The organism is Chitinophaga oryzae (genome assembly GCF_012516375.2).
GTDB classification, from domain to species: domain Bacteria; phylum Bacteroidota; class Bacteroidia; order Chitinophagales; family Chitinophagaceae; genus Chitinophaga; species Chitinophaga oryzae.
The window spans coordinates 4,095,962-4,112,089 of record NZ_CP051204.2; the positions used below are offsets into that span (position 1 = coordinate 4,095,962).

Genomic DNA, 16,128 nt, shown 5'->3' on the forward strand with positions numbered 1-16,128 from the left:
CCTACCTGATTGAGTTTACTACCTGAACAATGATTACTTCTTCTATAAAAATCAGGAACATGGAGATCACCACGGAGGTGTTGGCGGCTTTGCCCACGCCCTGTGTACCCTGGGAAGCGTTGTATCCCTGGTAACAGCTCACAATGCCGATCGTAAAGCCATATGCCATGGCTTTAAAGGTGGAAGCGAACAGGTCCAGGAAAGTAATATCGCTGAATGCCTTCAGGAAAAAGAAGGTCATACTGGTCTGTTCGTTCATGTGTACATCAAGATAAGAACCCATCAGGCCCACGAGGGCCGTATATGCCATCAGTATCGGCAAACAAACGGTGGTGGCCAGCACGCGGGTTACCACCAGGTATTTGAACGGATTGATGGCAGATACTTCCATGGCGTCTATCTGTTCTGTTACCCGCATAGATCCAAGTTCCGCACCAATACTGGAGCCTACTTTACCGGCGCAGATCAATGCGGTTACCAGGGGGGCCAGCGCCCTCACGACGGCAATTGCTATCAGCGACGGAAGCCAGGAGGTGGCGCCAAACTCGGACAAGGATGGCCTTGACTGTTTGGTGAACACCAATCCGGTGATGAATCCTGTTAAACTAATGAGCGCCAGTGACTTATAACCAACCATATAACATTGCCGTATAAACTCCCGGGTTTCAAAAGGGAACCTGAAAAGTTCCCGGAAAAACCGGGCTACGAAAAGAAAGGTGGTATGTACGCTGATGAAAAAGCGATCAACTCCGGGTGATATGACTGGTTTTTCTGGTTGTCCGTTGCTGGAATCCATTTGCCGATTTTTAACTACATGAAACTAAATCAGAGCCCAATAATATTACAAAAAACGGTCTTTTTTGTTATTCGAAACACAACTTAATACACATATTTTCAGGCCCATAGCGTCTTAAGCGGGCGGAAACGGCAGTGGAGAAGGGCAGAGGGGGTAACGGGCAACGTTATACGTTTGGGGATTTTTTTCCGCTATTTGCCGGAAAGAAGCAGCAGCGGTCAACCACAATGGCCCGGGTTGACCGCCGTGCCGTCATCAATGATGGTAATGGTAAAACACATCGTCTACTTTCATCCTCGGGAAAGTTGCCGGCAGCTGGTCGGCGGAAACTTCATCAAATCCTTTTTTCTCATAAAAGCGGCGGGCGGCATGGAGAAAATTCACCGTGCCCAGGTAAATGTCGTGAATGCCCCGCGTAGCGGCGTATTCCAGCAACGTGTCCAGCAATGCCGTAGCGATACCATGCTCTTTGCCCCTGTATTCCTTGCGGACAAACATCTTCCGGAGCGCGCCTCCGTCGGCCGCATAGGCGATGAGCGCAATGGTGCCTACCAGGCGGTCGCCGTCAAAAGCACCCCAGAAACCGCCGCCGGTCTGATGGTAGTACTGCTCAATGTCCAGCAGGTCCTGCTGCTGCGACAGGTTTGTCGGCACGTTGAACTCCTGTTGCTGTATCGGCAGGATCAGATTGATCACTTCCTGCGAATAATCATTGCCAATCGGTTTATAGGTAATTGCCATGTGATTATTATTTGTTTTTTGCAAAGATATGTAGTTGACTACATAAATGGAAAAATTTTTTAGTCACGTGGCAATAAAATTCGCCGGGGCCTTTAACCCCGGGACTTTTGCCGATGAATCTCTTCCGCTCTTTCAAAAAAGCTCTTTTCCCGGAACCGGGCTTCCACTTCATTGATAGCGTTCATGATATTGTTGGTGGAATTGGTCAGATCGGTGAGGGCGGCGGTGATCAGTTCCCACACGGGTTTCATTTCAGTCACCAGCTGCTGGCCTTTTTCAGTGAGACTGATCATTCGTTTGCGGGTATCCGTTTGGTCTTTCCGGGAACGCACCAGCTTTTTGGCTTCCAGTTCTTTGAGCAGACTGATGGTAGACGGATGGGTATAGCCGATCTCATGTGCGATTTCCACCACGCTCAGCGTTTCGTTGGCCGCGAGGCTGTACACGACAGGAAACCATTTGGGTTCAAAGTCGATACCGTGGGCTTTGTAAATCTGCTGGCCGTCTTTGCGCAGCAACTCGCCCAGGCGCTGCAGGCGCGTGGAAATAGCCAATATGCCGGATTGATCGATCGCATTAATCATACAGCGAAAATAAGCAGACACTTTTAAATGGCCGCAGATTCCTGTTGCAGGTGAAAACGGAAAGCCTGGGAACCGTCGCGGGCGGTGAGGATCGTCAGTTGCAGGGACTGTCCCGGCCCGGCGGGCAACGCCTCGGCGCTGTAAAAGGCATGTGCCCCCACGCGGTACCATGTACAGGTGCGGTTGTTTATAACACCCTGCAGCTGCTCGGTGATAACGCCCCTGATGAAAGCCCGGTGGGTGATGCTTTTGAGGTAGTGCTGGTATCTTCTGACCATAAAACACAAACCGGCGCCGACTACGATGGCGGGCGGGGTCCAGCCCAGCAGCATGGCAGGGGTACTGAAGCGCTCGGGCATACCGATCACATAAAATAATACGAAAAGAATGAGCGCAAAGACCAGCGCCACCAGCCCGGTATCCTTCAGCAGGGAGGATCGTGCGGCTGTGAGTATCGGTTGTTCCTGCAAAACAGCAGGGTGGGCTTCATACCACACATGGGGCAACAGCCAGTTCTGTTCCCCGCTGCGGACGGTTTCCAGCCGGACCGGCTGATGTACCAGTCCTGTTACCCGCGTCAGCTGCGGCCATACGGCAGTGCCGTCGATGAGCAACAACGGAAAGGCCTGTACGAACTGGCCATCTTCAAAATAATAACGGAGGGTATGGTTTTCGGTGAGTTCCAATCTCACCAGATGCCCGCTGCAGACAGTTTTTTCATACGTGCCCGGGATAATCTCCAGTTTTTTCAGCAGTTGAGCGTCGGCAGCAGACAACGGAACTTGTTTCTGTTGCATCTGTTCATTGGAAGCGTTAGGTGGACAAATAGGATTTCTACGCTTTTGTAATAACAACAAAATACGGAAAAATATTATGAAATACAGACCTGCCTGACTGGTTATTTTTATGACAAGGACAGTTGGAGCATTTTATCGGTATAACGCTGCTGGCTGTACGCTTTTGGATCAGCACTTCAGCGCTGGTTTGAGCCGGTATAACAAGGGCGTGACAGCATCTTTTAATTCCTGTATTTCATCGGGGGTAACGCCCAGGCTGTCTGCCAGGCGAAGTGGGATCTCTGCTGCCTGCTGCTCCAATGCTGCGCCCTGCGGTGTCAGCTGGATGTTGACAATCCGTTCATCTTCTTTACTGCGTACCCGTTTGACCAGCTTTTTGGTCTCCAATCGCTTCAGCAGCGGTGTTAAAGTGCCGGAATCCAGCATCAGCGTTTCTCCGAGATTTTTCACGTTCATGGACTGATGCTCCCACAGCAGCAACATCACCAGGTATTGCGGATAGGTGAGGTCCAGCTCACCCAGCAATGGCTGATAGTGGGAGGTGATCAGTCGCGATAAGGCGTATATCGGAAAACAAAGTTGATGGGAAAATTTGAGCTGTTTCAATGTTCGCAATTTAACGACACAAAACTACGCCAATGTTTCCAGTAAAATACGGGCTACTTCTTCGGAGGATGCCGGGTTCTGCCCGGTAATCAGCAATCCGTCCCGGATGGCATAGGAATGCCAGTCCTTCTCTTTGCTGTAAATACCGCCGTTCTTTTTCAGTTCGTCTTCCACGAGGAAAGGTACCACCTTCGTCAGCTGTACGGCCTCTTCTTCGGTGTTGCTGAACCCTGTAACTTCTTTGCCTTTTACCAGTGGCTCGCCGTTGGGAGCTTTCACTTTGTTTAATACGCCCGGTGCATGGCACACGAAGGCCACAGGTTTGTTCTGTTTGTAAAACGTTTCAATCAGTGTAATGGATACCGGGTCGCTGGCGAGGTCCCACAGCGGTCCGTGGCCGCCGGGATAAAAGACCGCGTCGTAGTCATCTGCAGTCACCTCATTGAGTTTGGCGGTATGCGCCAGTTTGTTTTGCAACGCTTTGTCTTCGTTGAACCGCTGCGTAGCCGGCGTCTGAAAATCCGGCAGCGCACTTTTCGGATCAATGGGCGGCTGTCCGCCCTTCGGCGAGGCGATGGTCACCTCAGCGCCGGCATCTGCCAGCGCATAGTAAGGGGCAGCAAATTCTTCTATCCAGAAGCCGGTCTTCTCCCCGGTGTTGCCCAGCGTATCATGGGAGGTAAGCACAATTAATACTTTCATAAAAAAACAGTTTAAATCACTTCAAGGTCAACGGTAATATTACCACGGGTAGCCAGTGAATAAGGACATACCTGGTGCGCTTTTTCCACCAGCTCCTGTGCCACCTGCCGGTCTGTTCCCGGAATTTGTACCCGCAGCTTAACAGATAACCCATAACCGCCCGCATTGTTCTTGCCAAGGCTAACTTCTGCCGTAACGCTGGTGGTACCGGTCTGTACCCGCTGTGTCCGTATGACGAGGTTCAGTGCACTGTCAAAGCAGGCGGCATAACCAGCGGCAAATAGCTGCTCAGGGTTGGTATAAGCGCCACCCTGGCCGCCCATGGCTGTTGGTATCCTTACTTCGAGGTCCAGTACGCCGTCATTGGTGGCTACATGTCCGTTTCTGCCGCCGGTGGCAGTAGCTTGCGCTGTATAAATGGTTTCTGTGATTGTCATTTTATTATATTTTAGTGGTGTAAAATTAAATTGTGTACAATTTAAATCCAAATATATTTTTTGAGGGAGATGAATGAGTTATTTTTACCATCATTTATCCTGATGCCTATGATCCGACAGTTATGCTTTTCGATGCTCGTGTTATGGAGCTGTTATGCCTGCAATTCCTCAGACAAACCTCATTTTCCATTACCGGCCCGCGCGGCCGGGCGCTTTTTAGTCAACACTGTCAGGGATACGGTATTGGTAACCGGTAGGGGCGCCCGGATTCATATTCCGGCAAACGCTATCCGGTCAGAAGGTAATACTGTCCAGCTGGAAGTAACAGAAATATATGAAGTGGGAGAGATGCTGGCGGCGAACATTCAAACGGTAAGCAACGGTCAATTGCTGAGTAGCGGCGGCATGATCAATATCCATCCGGCAGATAACAACAGTGCGCAATTGGTGAAACCATTACGGGTAGAAGTTCCCACTGCTTTCTTACAGGAAGGCATGATGCATTATGCCGGCATAGAGGATGAAGCGGGGAATATCAACTGGACCAATCCCCAGCCACTTCCGCGACAGCCACTGCAAGATCAGCTGGATAATGGCAAAACGATTATGCGACAGCATTGTGAGAGCTGCCACACGATAGAAAAAAAACTGACAGGTCCGGCTTTAATGCATGTTACTGCGCGTCGCGACCGGCAGTGGCTCTACGCTTTTATTGGCAACAGCGCGGCGGTCATCGGTAGTAGGGATCCGGAAGCTAATTGCCTGTTTAATGATTATAACAAGACGGTCATGACGGCATTTCCGGCCCTAACAGATGCTGATCTGGAGAGTATCTGTCTTTATATAGATCAGGTAAGTAAACAAAAGGACCCGGAAGGTTATCAGCACATGCTGGCAGCTAAAGATTCCTGCCGCCGGTATGTGACAGCTCAATGGGCCTTGTTGGCGCCTCAAAAACAGATGTCGCCTGATCCGACAAACACGAGCGGTGGTTACGGAGATGTTTATTATAACATGGTCATTGCCGCATTTGGCTGGCATAATCTGGATATGCTGTTGAGAGACATGCCAGGTGTGGAGAAAGTACGTTTAACTGTTACTGTAAATGGTCCGCATAAGAATGACGTACAATTGTTCCTGACAATTCCTGCGCTGCGGGTGTCCGTAAAAGGAGAACCGGTAGACGGAATCGCGGATCGCTATTGTTTTGGTGATGATGAAGCGCCTTTAATGCCCATTGGCCGGCAGGCGTGGATTGTGGCATTGGGCGAAAAGGCGGGTATTACGTTCTTTGCAAAAACCGGCTTCCGGATACAACAGTCCCAACAGCTGAGTATTTCCCCGGAAATCAGCAGCCCCGCTGCCTTTAAAGAATGGTCTGAAAAACAGCAGACCATTCCGGTGAAAAATATTGTTGCTTCAAAAAATGCAGACTCCCTGCCGGCCCAGTCGGAGGTCCTGAGACAGGTAAGCGTGGACTGTGGCTGCGGTCCGCAGTTGCCCGCCGCTCCTGCTCCTGCACAGCGGTGAAGACTGCATGGATATTTTTTTACGCCCTGCCATACAAGGCAGGGCTTTTTACGTCTTCCTGTCAATGCAAAAATATATTTCCGTCTGCCTGGTTATGCCTCCCTGTTAACTCAAAAACAATTCCCTCATCCACCCAAAAGAAAAAAATATTGTCTGATAAAATAAAATATCGTTACTTATGCGTCATAATGACGTTAACAAAAACATCAGCATAGGAAGTAAAACCCCACGGACAGACTTTCAATTACCTGGTGTATAAATGATGATAAGATGAAAAAACAAACAAGGGCGAAAACCGCCTGGGAAACATTGGATATCCTGACCAATGGCCGTTATGTTAATCCCCATGGAAAAACAGTCAACATTCAGCCCGCGCTGCAATATGCCACCGTCAACACGGTATTGTACCGGCCGGAAGATTTTGAAACGGTGTACCGGCAACGGGATAAGGCGCCTGCCCAACAGGAAGGGCTTATAGATGTGACAGGAGAAAGTACATATGCCGCCGCTTACCGCCTGGTGGTAACAGAAAAACAAAAAGACGTATGTTGCCTGAATTTTGCCTCCGCTAAAAATCCCGGTGGCGGCTTTCTCAAAGGAGCGCACGCACAGGAAGAAGCGTTGGCCCGCGCCAGTGGGCTGTATACCTGTCTGCAGCAGCAAAGCGGCATGTATCAGGTCAACAGGAGTTGCGGCAGCTGCCTCTATACGGACCATATGATTTATTCGCCGCTGGTACCGGTATTCCGTAATGATGCAGATCAACTGCTGGAGGATTATTATACGGTTTCGGTGATCACCGCACCGGCCGTCAATGCCGGCGCCGTGAAAGACAATGAACCGGAGAACGTAAGCCGCATTAAGCCGGTCATGCTGGGGAGAATGGAGAAGCTGCTGTCGGTGGCGGTAGCGCAGCAGCAAACCACATTGATACTCGGCGCCTGGGGGTGTGGCGTATTCCGTAATGACACGGCAGATGTGGCCGGATGGTTCGCTGAACTGTTACGCAGCGATGCTTTCCGTCACCGGTTTTCCAAAGTGGTGTTTGCCGTGTATGACAATACAGAGAAACAGGACACGATCCGTACATTTAAAAACAAACTGACAAATCATGAACTATAATAACCAGTGGCTGATGGAAAAATATCAGCGTAAAGATAAAATCAAGTACCTGTTTTTCTGGGGACACGGGGAATCAACCAGCGGGGTTGTCACCCAGAGCTGTTTAAGCCAGTGGTGGGTAGCGCCTTTCAGGGAAAACGGTATTACCTATCCCACGGCGGAACACTGGATGATGGCCGGAAAAGCCCGCCTGTTCAACGACGAGGCGGTGCTGCAGCGGATACTGAAAGCCAGAACGCCCGCGGAAGCAAAAAAACTGGGCCGCCAGGTACGCCTGTTTGATCCCGCCGTTTGGGACGAACACAAATCCAACATCGTGATAGCAGGAAATCTGTTGAAGTTTTCCCAGCATCCCGATCTGAAAGAATTTTTAATTAACACTAAAGACCGCGTACTGGTAGAAGCCAGTCCGGTAGATACCATATGGGGGATCGGCATGAAATCCGATCACGAACATGTGGAGAATCCCTTGCGCTGGAGAGGCCAGAACCTGTTGGGTTATGCGCTCATGGCGGTCAGGGACAAACTATGATAATCATGGACCAGAAAAGAAGAAAAAATATCAGCAAATTTCTCAGTCTTATACTCCGGCATAGCCCGGAAACCATCGGCCTGCAACTGGATGAACAAGGTTGGGCCGATATCCCGGAACTCATGGGTAAAGCTGCCCGCAGGGGTCAGCGCTTCACCATGGAAGAACTCCTGGTAGTAGTGGCCGAATGTGAAAAACAACGGTTTGCGCTCAGTGAAGACCATACCCGTATCCGTGCCAACCAGGGACACTCTGTTAAAGTGGAACTGGAGCTGGAGGCGGCCACGCCGCCCGAATACCTGTACCATGGCACCGTCGGGAAATTCATGCAGGCCATCCGGGAGGAAGGGCTGCTTAAAATGAGCCGTCACCACGTTCATCTGTCTGAACAACGCGAAACCGCCATAGCTGTCGGCGCCCGCAGAGGCCAGCCGGTGATACTCACCGTCCACAGCGGCCGCATGTTCCGCGACGGCATTCTCTTTTTCCGGTCGGCCAACAATGTATGGCTGACAGACCATGTGCCGGTAAAGTATATCGCGTTTTAGCAAGTGGTGGCCTGTGTCACCACTTTTGACAGTTTGCCCTGCTTTCGCTACCTTTATTACGACTAAAAAAAGAAGCTATGTCAATTACATCAGAAGCGGAATTACAAGGAATGAAGAGGATCAGTGAAGTGGTGGCCATCACACTGAAAGAGATGCGCAACTATACCAAACCAGGCATGTCTGCAAAAGAGGTGGATGAATACGGCGGCGAGATACTGCGGAAGTATGGTGCCAAATCTGCTCCGAAGCTTACCTATGGCTTTCCGGGATGGACCTGCATCAGCATTAACAATGAGATAGCGCACGGGATTCCTCACGCCACAAAAATTCTGCGGGAAGGAGACCTGGTTAATATCGATGTATCAGCGGAACTGGATGGCTACTGGGCGGATAACGGAGGTTCTTTTGTACTGGGCAACGATGTGCACCTGCACCTGCCGCTGGTCAATGCCTCCCGCAACATCCTGTATAAGGCGCTCCGCAATATCCGTGGCGGCGTGAAAATAGCCGACATCGGCAAACTGATTGAAAAAGAAGCGGCCAAAGCCGGTTTCACCGTGATCCGCAACCTCGCCGGACATGGCGTGGGCAGAGGGCTTCACGAACCGCCGGAGGATATTCTCAATTGCTACGAACGGCGCAACAAGGAACGTTTCCGTAAAAACAGCGTCGTAGCCGTGGAGACTTTTATCTCAACCCGCTCCAATTACGCCAACCAGGCAAATGACGGCTGGACGCTGATCGGCAACAAAGGCGGATTTGTAGCCCAGCACGAACATACGATCGTCATCACCGATGGCGAGCCCATTATCCTCACCGCCGATAATGAAATTTAGACATTTGGTTATTTGGATATTTGGTTATTTCAATATCCAAATGTCCAAATAACCAAATATCTAAATAACCAAAATGGCTACATTTGCCGGATGATGTCTTTATACACAGAGAAAGCTCCGGTAACGGTTACCTGCCATAAGCGGTTGACACCTTACCTCGAACAGGAAATAAAAGAACTGGGTTTTACCGTTGAGGAAACTTTTGTCACAGGCGTGCGCCTGCAGGCTTCTGTCAACGAATGTATCCGCCTGAATCTCCACCTGCGCTGCGCCAGCCAGGTATTATACAGCCTCCGTCAGTTTGAAGCGCATAACGCCGATGATATCTACAGCGAATTGAAATCCTTCCCCTGGGAAACTATTCTGCCGGCCGACGGGTATTTTTCCATTACCAGCAATGTGCAGAACGAAACCATCAATAACAGCATGTTCGCTAACCTGCGGGTGAAAGATGCGGTAATAGACCGTATGCGGGAAAAGACAGGTAAACGTCCATCTACCGGTGCGGAACTGAGTGGCGGCGTCATTCACCTGTTCTGGAAGAATGAACATGCGGAAGTATTTATCGACACTTCCGGCGATTCGCTGGGCCGTCACGGGTACCGCAAGATACCCGGAAAAGCGCCGATGCTGGAAGGGCTGGCGGCAGCCACCATTCTGGCTACCCGCTGGGACCGCCGTTCTCCTTTTGTCAATCCCATGTGCGGCTCCGGCACCGTAGCCATAGAGGCAGCGCTGATAGCCACCAACAGCCGGCCGGGACTTTTCCGGAGCAACTATGCTTTTATGCATCTGCTGGGGTATGATGAAGCGGTATACCTCGAAGAGCGGGGCCGCCTGGAAAGCCAGATCGTGGATGTGCCGGGACTGAAAATTATTGCGACGGACCTGAGCCCGCAGGCCGTGGAAAATGCCCGCAAAAACGCCAGGGCTGCCGGTGTGGCGGACCTGATCACCTTCTCCGTCTGCGACTTTGCCGCTACGCCCGTGCCGCCGGATGGCGGGGGAGTGGTGTACATGAACCCCGAATATGGACTGCGTCTCGGGGAGATCACCGCTTTGGAAGAAACCTATGGCCGTATCGGCGATTTCATGAAACAACGCTGCGGCGGCTACACCGGCTACATCTTCACCGGTAACCTGGACCTGGCCAAGAAGATAGGTCTCAAAGCCAAACGCAGGATCGAGTTTTACAACAGTACGCTCGACTGCCGTTTGCTTGAATACGAATTGTATGCCGGTACCCGCGATGCGCGGAAACTGGCGCACGAGTAGCATGACAGGGCCGGTAAAGTACCTTTGCCGGCCCGTCCTTTCTCCGGGATACTCCTTTTCAGAAAGGATCCGGAATCCGGCAGGGCCGCCGTAATCCTGCATTAAATTTCCCTTTTCGGAACGATGGGTTATCAGGGGAGAAGAAGGAGGTCGAAAAAAAGAATGAAGGCGGTAAGGCCTTCATTCACTGTTATATCCGTTAACTGATTTCGCTGACATTGACAGGGCGAGAGAAACTCTCTTCAAGCGAGATAATTGTTTCCGTACGCTCTATCCCTTTGATATGCTGCAGGTCGTCCTGCAGGATTTTACGCAGTTCGGCACTGTCGCGGCAGATGATCTCCGCAAACATGCTGTAGGCGCCGGTCGTGTAGTTCAACCGTACAATCTGCGGAATCTTCAGCAACTGTTTGGCCACGTTTTCATACAGGGAACTCTTTTCCAGGTAAATGCCGATAAAAGCCAGGACATCATAGCCAATCGCACGCAGATTGACCTGCAGCCTTGTGCCTTTGATCACGCCCATTTCATGCAGTTTCTTGATACGCACGTGGATAGTGCCGCCTGATACAAACAGCTTTTTTCCCAGTTCGGCGTAAGAGATACCGGCATCTGTTGACATTTCTGAAATGATCTGTAAATCTAATTTGTCAATATTTAAAGAGTGGCTCATTTTCGCAGGGCGATTTAGATTATTTTCTAAAAATATGCATTTTATTGCAATAATCGCAAAAAAATATGAATTCCAAGCTTCTTTGACTTGTTTTTTCCGGGAAGCGGTTGTATGCCGGCGGGAAAGCTATCATTTCCGGTATTCCCTTATTACCGCGGAAGACTACCGCCAACGTATATACGCTGCAGTCTGCAAACGGATATTCCTTACAATTACCCGACAGCGAAAAATTGATAATGTCGTCCTGATGATGTATATTGTCTATCTCCAAAAAGACACACTATGAAGGAATCTGCCTCGAGTAAAACCGCGCAGTATATGGCACTATTCCGTGCAATGGAAACCACCCGCTCAAAAACAAAAAGACTGTTTACCGATAAATACGCCCATCTCTTTTTGCCACCCGGCTTAAAGGTAGCGGCACGCCTGAGCCATCTGCGCGCTTTCCGTAAGGTAGCTGAAAACATTATCCATAAAAAGATTCCCGGCGCTTACACTTCCGGTATCGCCAGAACCCGGCTGATAGACGAGCTGCTGGAAGAGGCTGTCCGTAAAGGCGCCCGCCAGGTGATGATCCTGGGCGCCGGCTTCGACACCCGCGGCCTGCGGCTGCCGTTCCTGCACGGCATGCCCGTCATAGAAATTGACCATCCCAACACGGCCAGGTACAAATTATCCCGGCTCAGCGGCCTCCATATTCCCAGGCATATCCGTTACTACCAGATCGACTTCAACAAACAGAGCCTCGATCAGCTGGGAGCGCAGCATCACTTCGATTTTTCCGTTCCCACAGCGTTCGTATGGGAAGGGGTGACCAACTACCTCACGGCGGAAGCGATCGATAATACCTTCGGTTTCCTGCAGCGTTTTGCGCCCGGTTCACACGTTATCTTCACCTATGTTCACCAGGAAGTGCTGGATAATCCGGCCGCCTTCACCGGCGGAGAGAAGTTATTGAAAGAGGTTGCCGGCCTGGAGGAAAAATGGACCTTTGGCTTTGTGCCGTCTTCACTGCCCGGCTTCCTGCAGCGTTACGGGTTCTCCCTCCTCAAAGACCTGGGAGCGGATGAATACCGGTCGCTTTACCTGGGCGGAAGAGAAAAGGAGGAAGGGTATGAATTTTACCGGGTGGCGTTCGCCCGCCGCCTGTCAGACTAATGTAAAGAAGAGGTGCCGCCTGCCAATACTACCTGTAACAATCTGCAAAGCTCGTCAAACCGGGCCGGTTTCGTAATATAGTCTACCGCACCCATGGAGCGGGCGGTGGAAATCTCCCGTGGTTCGTCGCTGGTGCTGTAAATGATCACCGGGATGTTTTTCAGATGGTCAATGTCTTTGATCCGCTTGAGGAACACAATCCCGTTCATCAACGGCATGTTCAGGTCCAGAAAAATAAGGTCGGGCTGGTAGGCACGGGTACAAAGATTATCCAGCGCCTCCTGGCCGTTGCCGGCCGTAAGGCACTTTACGGGATGATTCAGTTCCGCCAGCGCCAGTTTAAAAAGCTCCTGGTCGTCTGTATCGTCATCCACTAACAGCAGTGTTTTCAACTCCCCATAGTCCTTGTGTTGCATATAGCGGTCTCCAGATTATAAATGTACGCTTAATTATCTGAATAAAAGGTGCGCAAAGCAGGTTATAATTCATTCACGCTCACGCCTATATGCAATATTCTTCTCCTGAACTTTTTGACTTTGTGGATGTTATCCATATAGGACCGAAAGCCGCTTTACAGCGGTTTATTAAAAAAAAATTTATGCGTACTCCATCTGTATCTCTTAGCCGCCGCTTCCGGGGAGCTGCCGCCCTGCTGGCGATAGCGCTGTTTATGGCTGCCTGCGGCACTTCTGTCCATATGACAGGTACCTGGAAAGATCCCGGCGCCGAAACAGGCGGCTATCATAATATCCTGGTGGCGGGCGTCAGCTCCAATCAAACGGCAAGAGGAACGGTGGAAAGCAGGCTGGCCGCCCAGCTGCAACAACATGGTATCGTGGCGGGAAAAAGCATCGATTTGTTTCCGCCCAACTTCGACCCCAAAAAGGAAGAATCGGTAAAAACCGCCTCCGCTAAAATTACAGCGGCAGGTTACCATGCGGTGCTGACGGTGACACTGGTCAATAAAGAGTCTGAAACCCGGTATGTACCGGGCACCGTAATGTATGCGCCTTATCCTGCTTATGGCTGGTATGGCCGCTTCTGGGGCTACTATGGCTATATGTACAATTCGGTGTACTCCCCGGGATATTATACGACCGATAAGGTGTATTTCCTGGAGAGCAACCTGTATGACCTGGCCCAGGACGGAAAACTGGTATGGTCCGGCCAGTCGGAAACCTATAACCCCAACAGCCTGGAATCGTTCGCTACCGCCTACGCTAAAGTTGTGACGGACGCTTTACAAAACAACGGGTTGTTACGGCGCTAATTTGCCGGTTCGTCATAATAGGTCCTGTCCCGGATGATTTTACCGTCTTTCACGGTAAAAACCACGCAAATGGGAAGCTGCCACTTTTTGCCGTCCTGGCCGGTAGCACTGGAGATAAATTCAACGATAATGTGGTTTTTGTCGCCGTAGATGTCTTTTATTTCGTCCTGCACATCCGGGAACTGCCGGTGCAACTCCTGGTATTTTTTTACCAGCTGCGCGCGCGAGAGAGACACCATCTCCGGACCGTGTTCAGGGTCCAGGAACTGCGCGGTATCTGCGTAACAGGCCGCCATCTCCTGCCAGTTATGCTCATTAAATGCGGCAAACATATCTTTTACTACCTGAACATGAGGGTTGGACAGGCTGATTTTTCCTCCCGGCTGCACACAGGCTGTCACCAGGAAAAGAGATAAAATCGTACAGTACGTTTTCATAGCAGGAAATTAATGCTGAGAAAATCAAATTACGAAGAAGTATGATAAAAGCCTAACTTGCCCCTTTAATCGTTGATTTTTATGGAGATGACTCAACCGAACCCGGAGATACTGCAACAGCTGGTAACCATGAAAATGCCCTTCGGGAAATACAAGGACGTGATTTTGTGCGATCTGCCGGTTAGTTACCTGGAATGGTTTCAGCGCAATGGTTTCCCGAAAGGCAAACTGGGCATGATGCTGGAGACCATGCTGGTCATCAAAATGAATGGTCTCACCCATCTGCTGACCCCCCTGAAAAAATAACCCAATAACCAAATAACCCAATAACCAAATAAAGGAGGCTGCCTCGTTAACGGGCAGCCTCTCCAAATAACGTTTAAGTATATACGTTGTTATAGTCAGGACTTGTTAAAACCAGCTGGTGGTTTGTTCTTCTTCGTTGGCGGCCGGTGCGGCAGGAGCTGCAGCAGCGGCTACGGGGATAGCTTCTCCCGGGTGGTGTTGTTCTGTAACAGACGGTGTTTCCGCTTTAGGTGCGGGCAGCACATTTTTCCGGATGGCGCCTTCCACTACGGCGCCCTCTTCGAGTTCAAGAACGATGGCATTCACATCTCCCTTGACGAAGGCTTTATTACTGATATGGGCTTTGTTGCTGATATAAACGTCTCCATACACTTTCCCGTGTACAACAAGATCGGCCGCATAAATATGCCCTTTGATGCTGGCGGTTTCACTGACCACCAGTTTACCGGTCGTTTTTACGTTGCCCTTCACGTTCCCGTCAATCCGTCCTGAAATGGTAGCGTCGATGCTGCCGTTTACGGTTACTTCTTTAGGGATACGAAATGCTCCCGGTACAATGATGTTTCGGAAAAAATGTCTCACACTTATCACACAAACGAATTAGAGGGTTATGGGATTATTTACGACCGGTTGATGCTCGTCATCGAACGTAGAGATAATAGAACTGGAGTTGCCGAGATCAAGGCCGACGCTCCTCTGTGGTTTATTGTCCGAAATCCGAAGACTGTTATAAAGATAACCAATACTCATGAGTTTTTCAGGGTCAGGCGCCACCTCAACCGGAATAAAATCACGGAATTCTTCCTGGAAAGCATCGGTCAGTTCTTTGTAGTAAGCGCCGCCGCCCATCAGGTATATTTTTTCACAGCTTTCAAAGTCCAGGTCGGTGAAGTAGCTGCGCATCAGCGGAGATACCACCTCTTTGTAATACTGCGTCAGCACGCCTTTACGCATTTCCCGCAGGTCAATGCGCTTGCGGTTGGTGAAAATAGAACCTTTCATGAAGGCATCGTCCACCTGGTGTTCGTTTTTCATTTCCAGGTAATGCTTCTGGTTCAGTTCACGGGTCAGGTTGTTGATGGCGTAGCGGATGCCATGGGAGCTGAAGCAGGTACGGTGTACCAGCCCGTCGCCGGTGGCCATGCCGCCTTCTATGGTACCAAAACCAAAGCTGATGGCAATGAAATTGTCCAGCTGCGGTTCGTTGATCGTCTTTTTCAGGCCGATGATACCGCCAACGATCTCCGGGATGATCTCATATTTTTCGATGTCGAACATCGCTTTTTTGTAAGACCCCTTCGTGTTGTAAGTCTGCGTATCGTAGTCGATCAGGAAATGCCGCTTGCTCAGGAACTGCTCCGCTGCGGTTTTGTAGACGTTGTAAGTGGAAAAGGGAAAACCCATGGTCAGCGCAATGGGCTGCTGTACTTTGTCGGCCGTATTAAGCAGCGCTGCTTTGAACAGGATTTCATAGTCTTCTTCAGTTGGAGCTGCATTGGTAATCCTGCCCGGATTAATGCCGCCCCGTTTGGCCAGGTTGCCTACCAGATACCAGGTTTCATCTTTTTTGATCTTCAAGCCATTGAGTAAATCTTTGCTCGAGTTTTCGGTGTTCCCAAAGGCCGTCTCAAAAACGCTGGGGAAACTGGTTGTAGTTACTTTCATAGTGTTGTATTGATAATAACGGTTGTTTTCTCAATTTAGCCGGGATGAGGGTTTCATCATGATACTAAACAGGGCTTAAATATATAAAATATTAGTAAACAAGGGGATGACAA

Annotated in this window: 21 protein-coding genes; 9 read left to right on the plus strand and 12 right to left on the minus strand. The window is 50.2% G+C overall.

Annotated features, from left to right (window positions below):
* Window position 1: 1 nt before the first annotated feature.
* The 7 genes from HF324_RS17020 to HF324_RS17050 all read right to left on the minus strand — a co-directional run bounded on the left by HF324_RS17020 (window position 2) and on the right by HF324_RS17050 (window position 4,663).
* Window positions 2–796 carry an MlaE family ABC transporter permease gene (locus HF324_RS17020; protein WP_168803615.1) on the minus strand — a complete coding sequence of 265 codons (795 nt, stop codon included), beginning with the start codon at window positions 794–796 and terminating at the stop codon, window positions 2–4.
* Window positions 797–1,051: 255 nt separating this feature from the next.
* Window positions 1,052–1,537 carry a GNAT family N-acetyltransferase gene (locus HF324_RS17025; protein ID WP_168803616.1) on the minus strand — a complete coding sequence of 162 codons (486 nt, stop codon included), beginning with the start codon at window positions 1,535–1,537 and terminating at the stop codon, window positions 1,052–1,054.
* 92 nt (window positions 1,538–1,629) lie between these two features.
* Window positions 1,630–2,121 (minus strand): MarR family winged helix-turn-helix transcriptional regulator, encoded by a 492-nt coding sequence (locus tag HF324_RS17030; protein WP_246269570.1) that lies wholly within the window; start codon window positions 2,119–2,121, stop codon window positions 1,630–1,632.
* Window positions 2,122–2,144: 23 nt separating this feature from the next.
* Window positions 2,145–2,918 carry a hypothetical protein gene (locus HF324_RS17035; protein ID WP_168803617.1) on the minus strand — a complete coding sequence of 258 codons (774 nt, stop codon included), beginning with the start codon at window positions 2,916–2,918 and terminating at the stop codon, window positions 2,145–2,147.
* 168 nt (window positions 2,919–3,086) lie between these two features.
* On the minus strand, window positions 3,087–3,524 hold the full coding sequence (locus HF324_RS17040) for a MarR family winged helix-turn-helix transcriptional regulator (protein ID WP_246269572.1): 438 nt from the start codon (window positions 3,522–3,524) through the stop codon (window positions 3,087–3,089).
* A gap of 24 nt (window positions 3,525–3,548) precedes the next feature.
* Window positions 3,549–4,226: a type 1 glutamine amidotransferase domain-containing protein gene (locus HF324_RS17045; protein ID WP_168860325.1), complete on the minus strand. Its 678-nt coding sequence runs from the start codon at window positions 4,224–4,226 to the stop codon at window positions 3,549–3,551.
* 11 nt (window positions 4,227–4,237) lie between these two features.
* Window positions 4,238–4,663, minus strand: a complete 426-nt coding sequence (locus tag HF324_RS17050; RefSeq protein WP_168803620.1) for an organic hydroperoxide resistance protein — start codon at window positions 4,661–4,663, stop codon at window positions 4,238–4,240.
* A gap of 108 nt (window positions 4,664–4,771) precedes the next feature.
* On the opposite strand from HF324_RS17050, the gene HF324_RS17055 reads away from it, so the two are divergent.
* The 6 genes from HF324_RS17055 to HF324_RS17080 all read left to right on the plus strand — a co-directional run bounded on the left by HF324_RS17055 (window position 4,772) and on the right by HF324_RS17080 (window position 10,506).
* Complete coding sequence (locus tag HF324_RS17055; protein ID WP_168860326.1) at window positions 4,772–6,193, plus strand: c-type cytochrome; 1,422 nt, start codon at window positions 4,772–4,774, stop codon at window positions 6,191–6,193.
* A 270-nt stretch (window positions 6,194–6,463) separates the two neighbouring features.
* Window positions 6,464–7,315 (plus strand): TIGR02452 family protein, encoded by an 852-nt coding sequence (locus HF324_RS17060; protein WP_168860327.1) that lies wholly within the window; start codon window positions 6,464–6,466, stop codon window positions 7,313–7,315.
* The gene (gene ybiA, locus HF324_RS17065; RefSeq protein ID WP_168860328.1) at window positions 7,305–7,847 is read left to right on the plus strand and encodes a riboflavin biosynthesis intermediates N-glycosidase; all 543 of its coding nucleotides are present in this window, start codon (window positions 7,305–7,307) and stop codon (window positions 7,845–7,847) included. Before HF324_RS17060 ends, ybiA begins: the two co-directional genes overlap by 11 nt.
* A 5-nt stretch (window positions 7,848–7,852) precedes the next feature.
* Entirely contained in the window at window positions 7,853–8,395 is a 543-nt protein-coding gene (locus HF324_RS17070) for an RNA 2'-phosphotransferase (RefSeq protein WP_168803624.1), read from the plus strand.
* Between the two features lie 77 nt (window positions 8,396–8,472).
* The gene (map, locus tag HF324_RS17075) at window positions 8,473–9,231 is read left to right on the plus strand and encodes a type I methionyl aminopeptidase (protein WP_168803625.1); all 759 of its coding nucleotides are present in this window, start codon (window positions 8,473–8,475) and stop codon (window positions 9,229–9,231) included.
* A gap of 90 nt (window positions 9,232–9,321) precedes the next feature.
* A complete protein-coding gene (locus HF324_RS17080; RefSeq protein WP_246269573.1) occupies window positions 9,322–10,506 on the plus strand; it encodes a THUMP domain-containing class I SAM-dependent RNA methyltransferase in 1,185 nt (394 codons plus the stop codon).
* A gap of 199 nt (window positions 10,507–10,705) precedes the next feature.
* Here HF324_RS17080 and HF324_RS17085 read toward each other — a convergent pair whose 3' ends face one another.
* A complete protein-coding gene (locus HF324_RS17085; protein ID WP_168803626.1) occupies window positions 10,706–11,179 on the minus strand; it encodes an Lrp/AsnC ligand binding domain-containing protein in 474 nt (157 codons plus the stop codon).
* Between the two features lie 318 nt (window positions 11,180–11,497).
* Between HF324_RS17085 and HF324_RS17090 the strand changes: the two genes are divergently transcribed.
* Window positions 11,498–12,337, plus strand: coding sequence for a class I SAM-dependent methyltransferase (locus tag HF324_RS17090; RefSeq protein WP_258539544.1), 840 nt, complete (start codon window positions 11,498–11,500; stop codon window positions 12,335–12,337).
* Here the strand turns inward: HF324_RS17090 and HF324_RS17095 are convergent.
* On the minus strand, window positions 12,334–12,753 hold the full coding sequence (locus tag HF324_RS17095; protein ID WP_168803628.1) for a response regulator: 420 nt from the start codon (window positions 12,751–12,753) through the stop codon (window positions 12,334–12,336). The genes HF324_RS17090 and HF324_RS17095 overlap by 4 nt on opposite strands.
* 182 nt (window positions 12,754–12,935) lie before the next feature.
* Between HF324_RS17095 and HF324_RS17100 the strand changes: the two genes are divergently transcribed.
* Complete coding sequence (locus tag HF324_RS17100) at window positions 12,936–13,607, plus strand: DUF4136 domain-containing protein (RefSeq protein ID WP_168803629.1); 672 nt, start codon at window positions 12,936–12,938, stop codon at window positions 13,605–13,607.
* On the opposite strand, the gene HF324_RS17105 is transcribed toward HF324_RS17100, so the two are convergent.
* A complete protein-coding gene (locus tag HF324_RS17105) occupies window positions 13,604–14,044 on the minus strand; it encodes a nuclear transport factor 2 family protein (protein ID WP_168860330.1) in 441 nt (146 codons plus the stop codon). The two genes, HF324_RS17100 and HF324_RS17105, sit on opposite strands and share 4 nt — an antisense overlap.
* Window positions 14,045–14,125: 81 nt before the next feature.
* On the opposite strand from HF324_RS17105, the gene HF324_RS17110 reads away from it, so the two are divergent.
* Window positions 14,126–14,350, plus strand: coding sequence for a DUF3820 family protein (locus HF324_RS17110; protein WP_220101327.1), 225 nt, complete (start codon window positions 14,126–14,128; stop codon window positions 14,348–14,350).
* Between the two features lie 105 nt (window positions 14,351–14,455).
* On the opposite strand, the gene HF324_RS17115 is transcribed toward HF324_RS17110, so the two are convergent.
* Entirely contained in the window at window positions 14,456–14,932 is a 477-nt protein-coding gene (locus tag HF324_RS17115) for a bactofilin family protein (protein ID WP_168860331.1), read from the minus strand.
* Window positions 14,933–14,950: 18 nt separating this feature from the next.
* Window positions 14,951–16,015, minus strand: a complete 1,065-nt coding sequence (locus HF324_RS17120) for a ParM/StbA family protein (RefSeq protein ID WP_078672611.1) — start codon at window positions 16,013–16,015, stop codon at window positions 14,951–14,953.
* Window positions 16,016–16,128 lie beyond the last annotated feature (113 nt).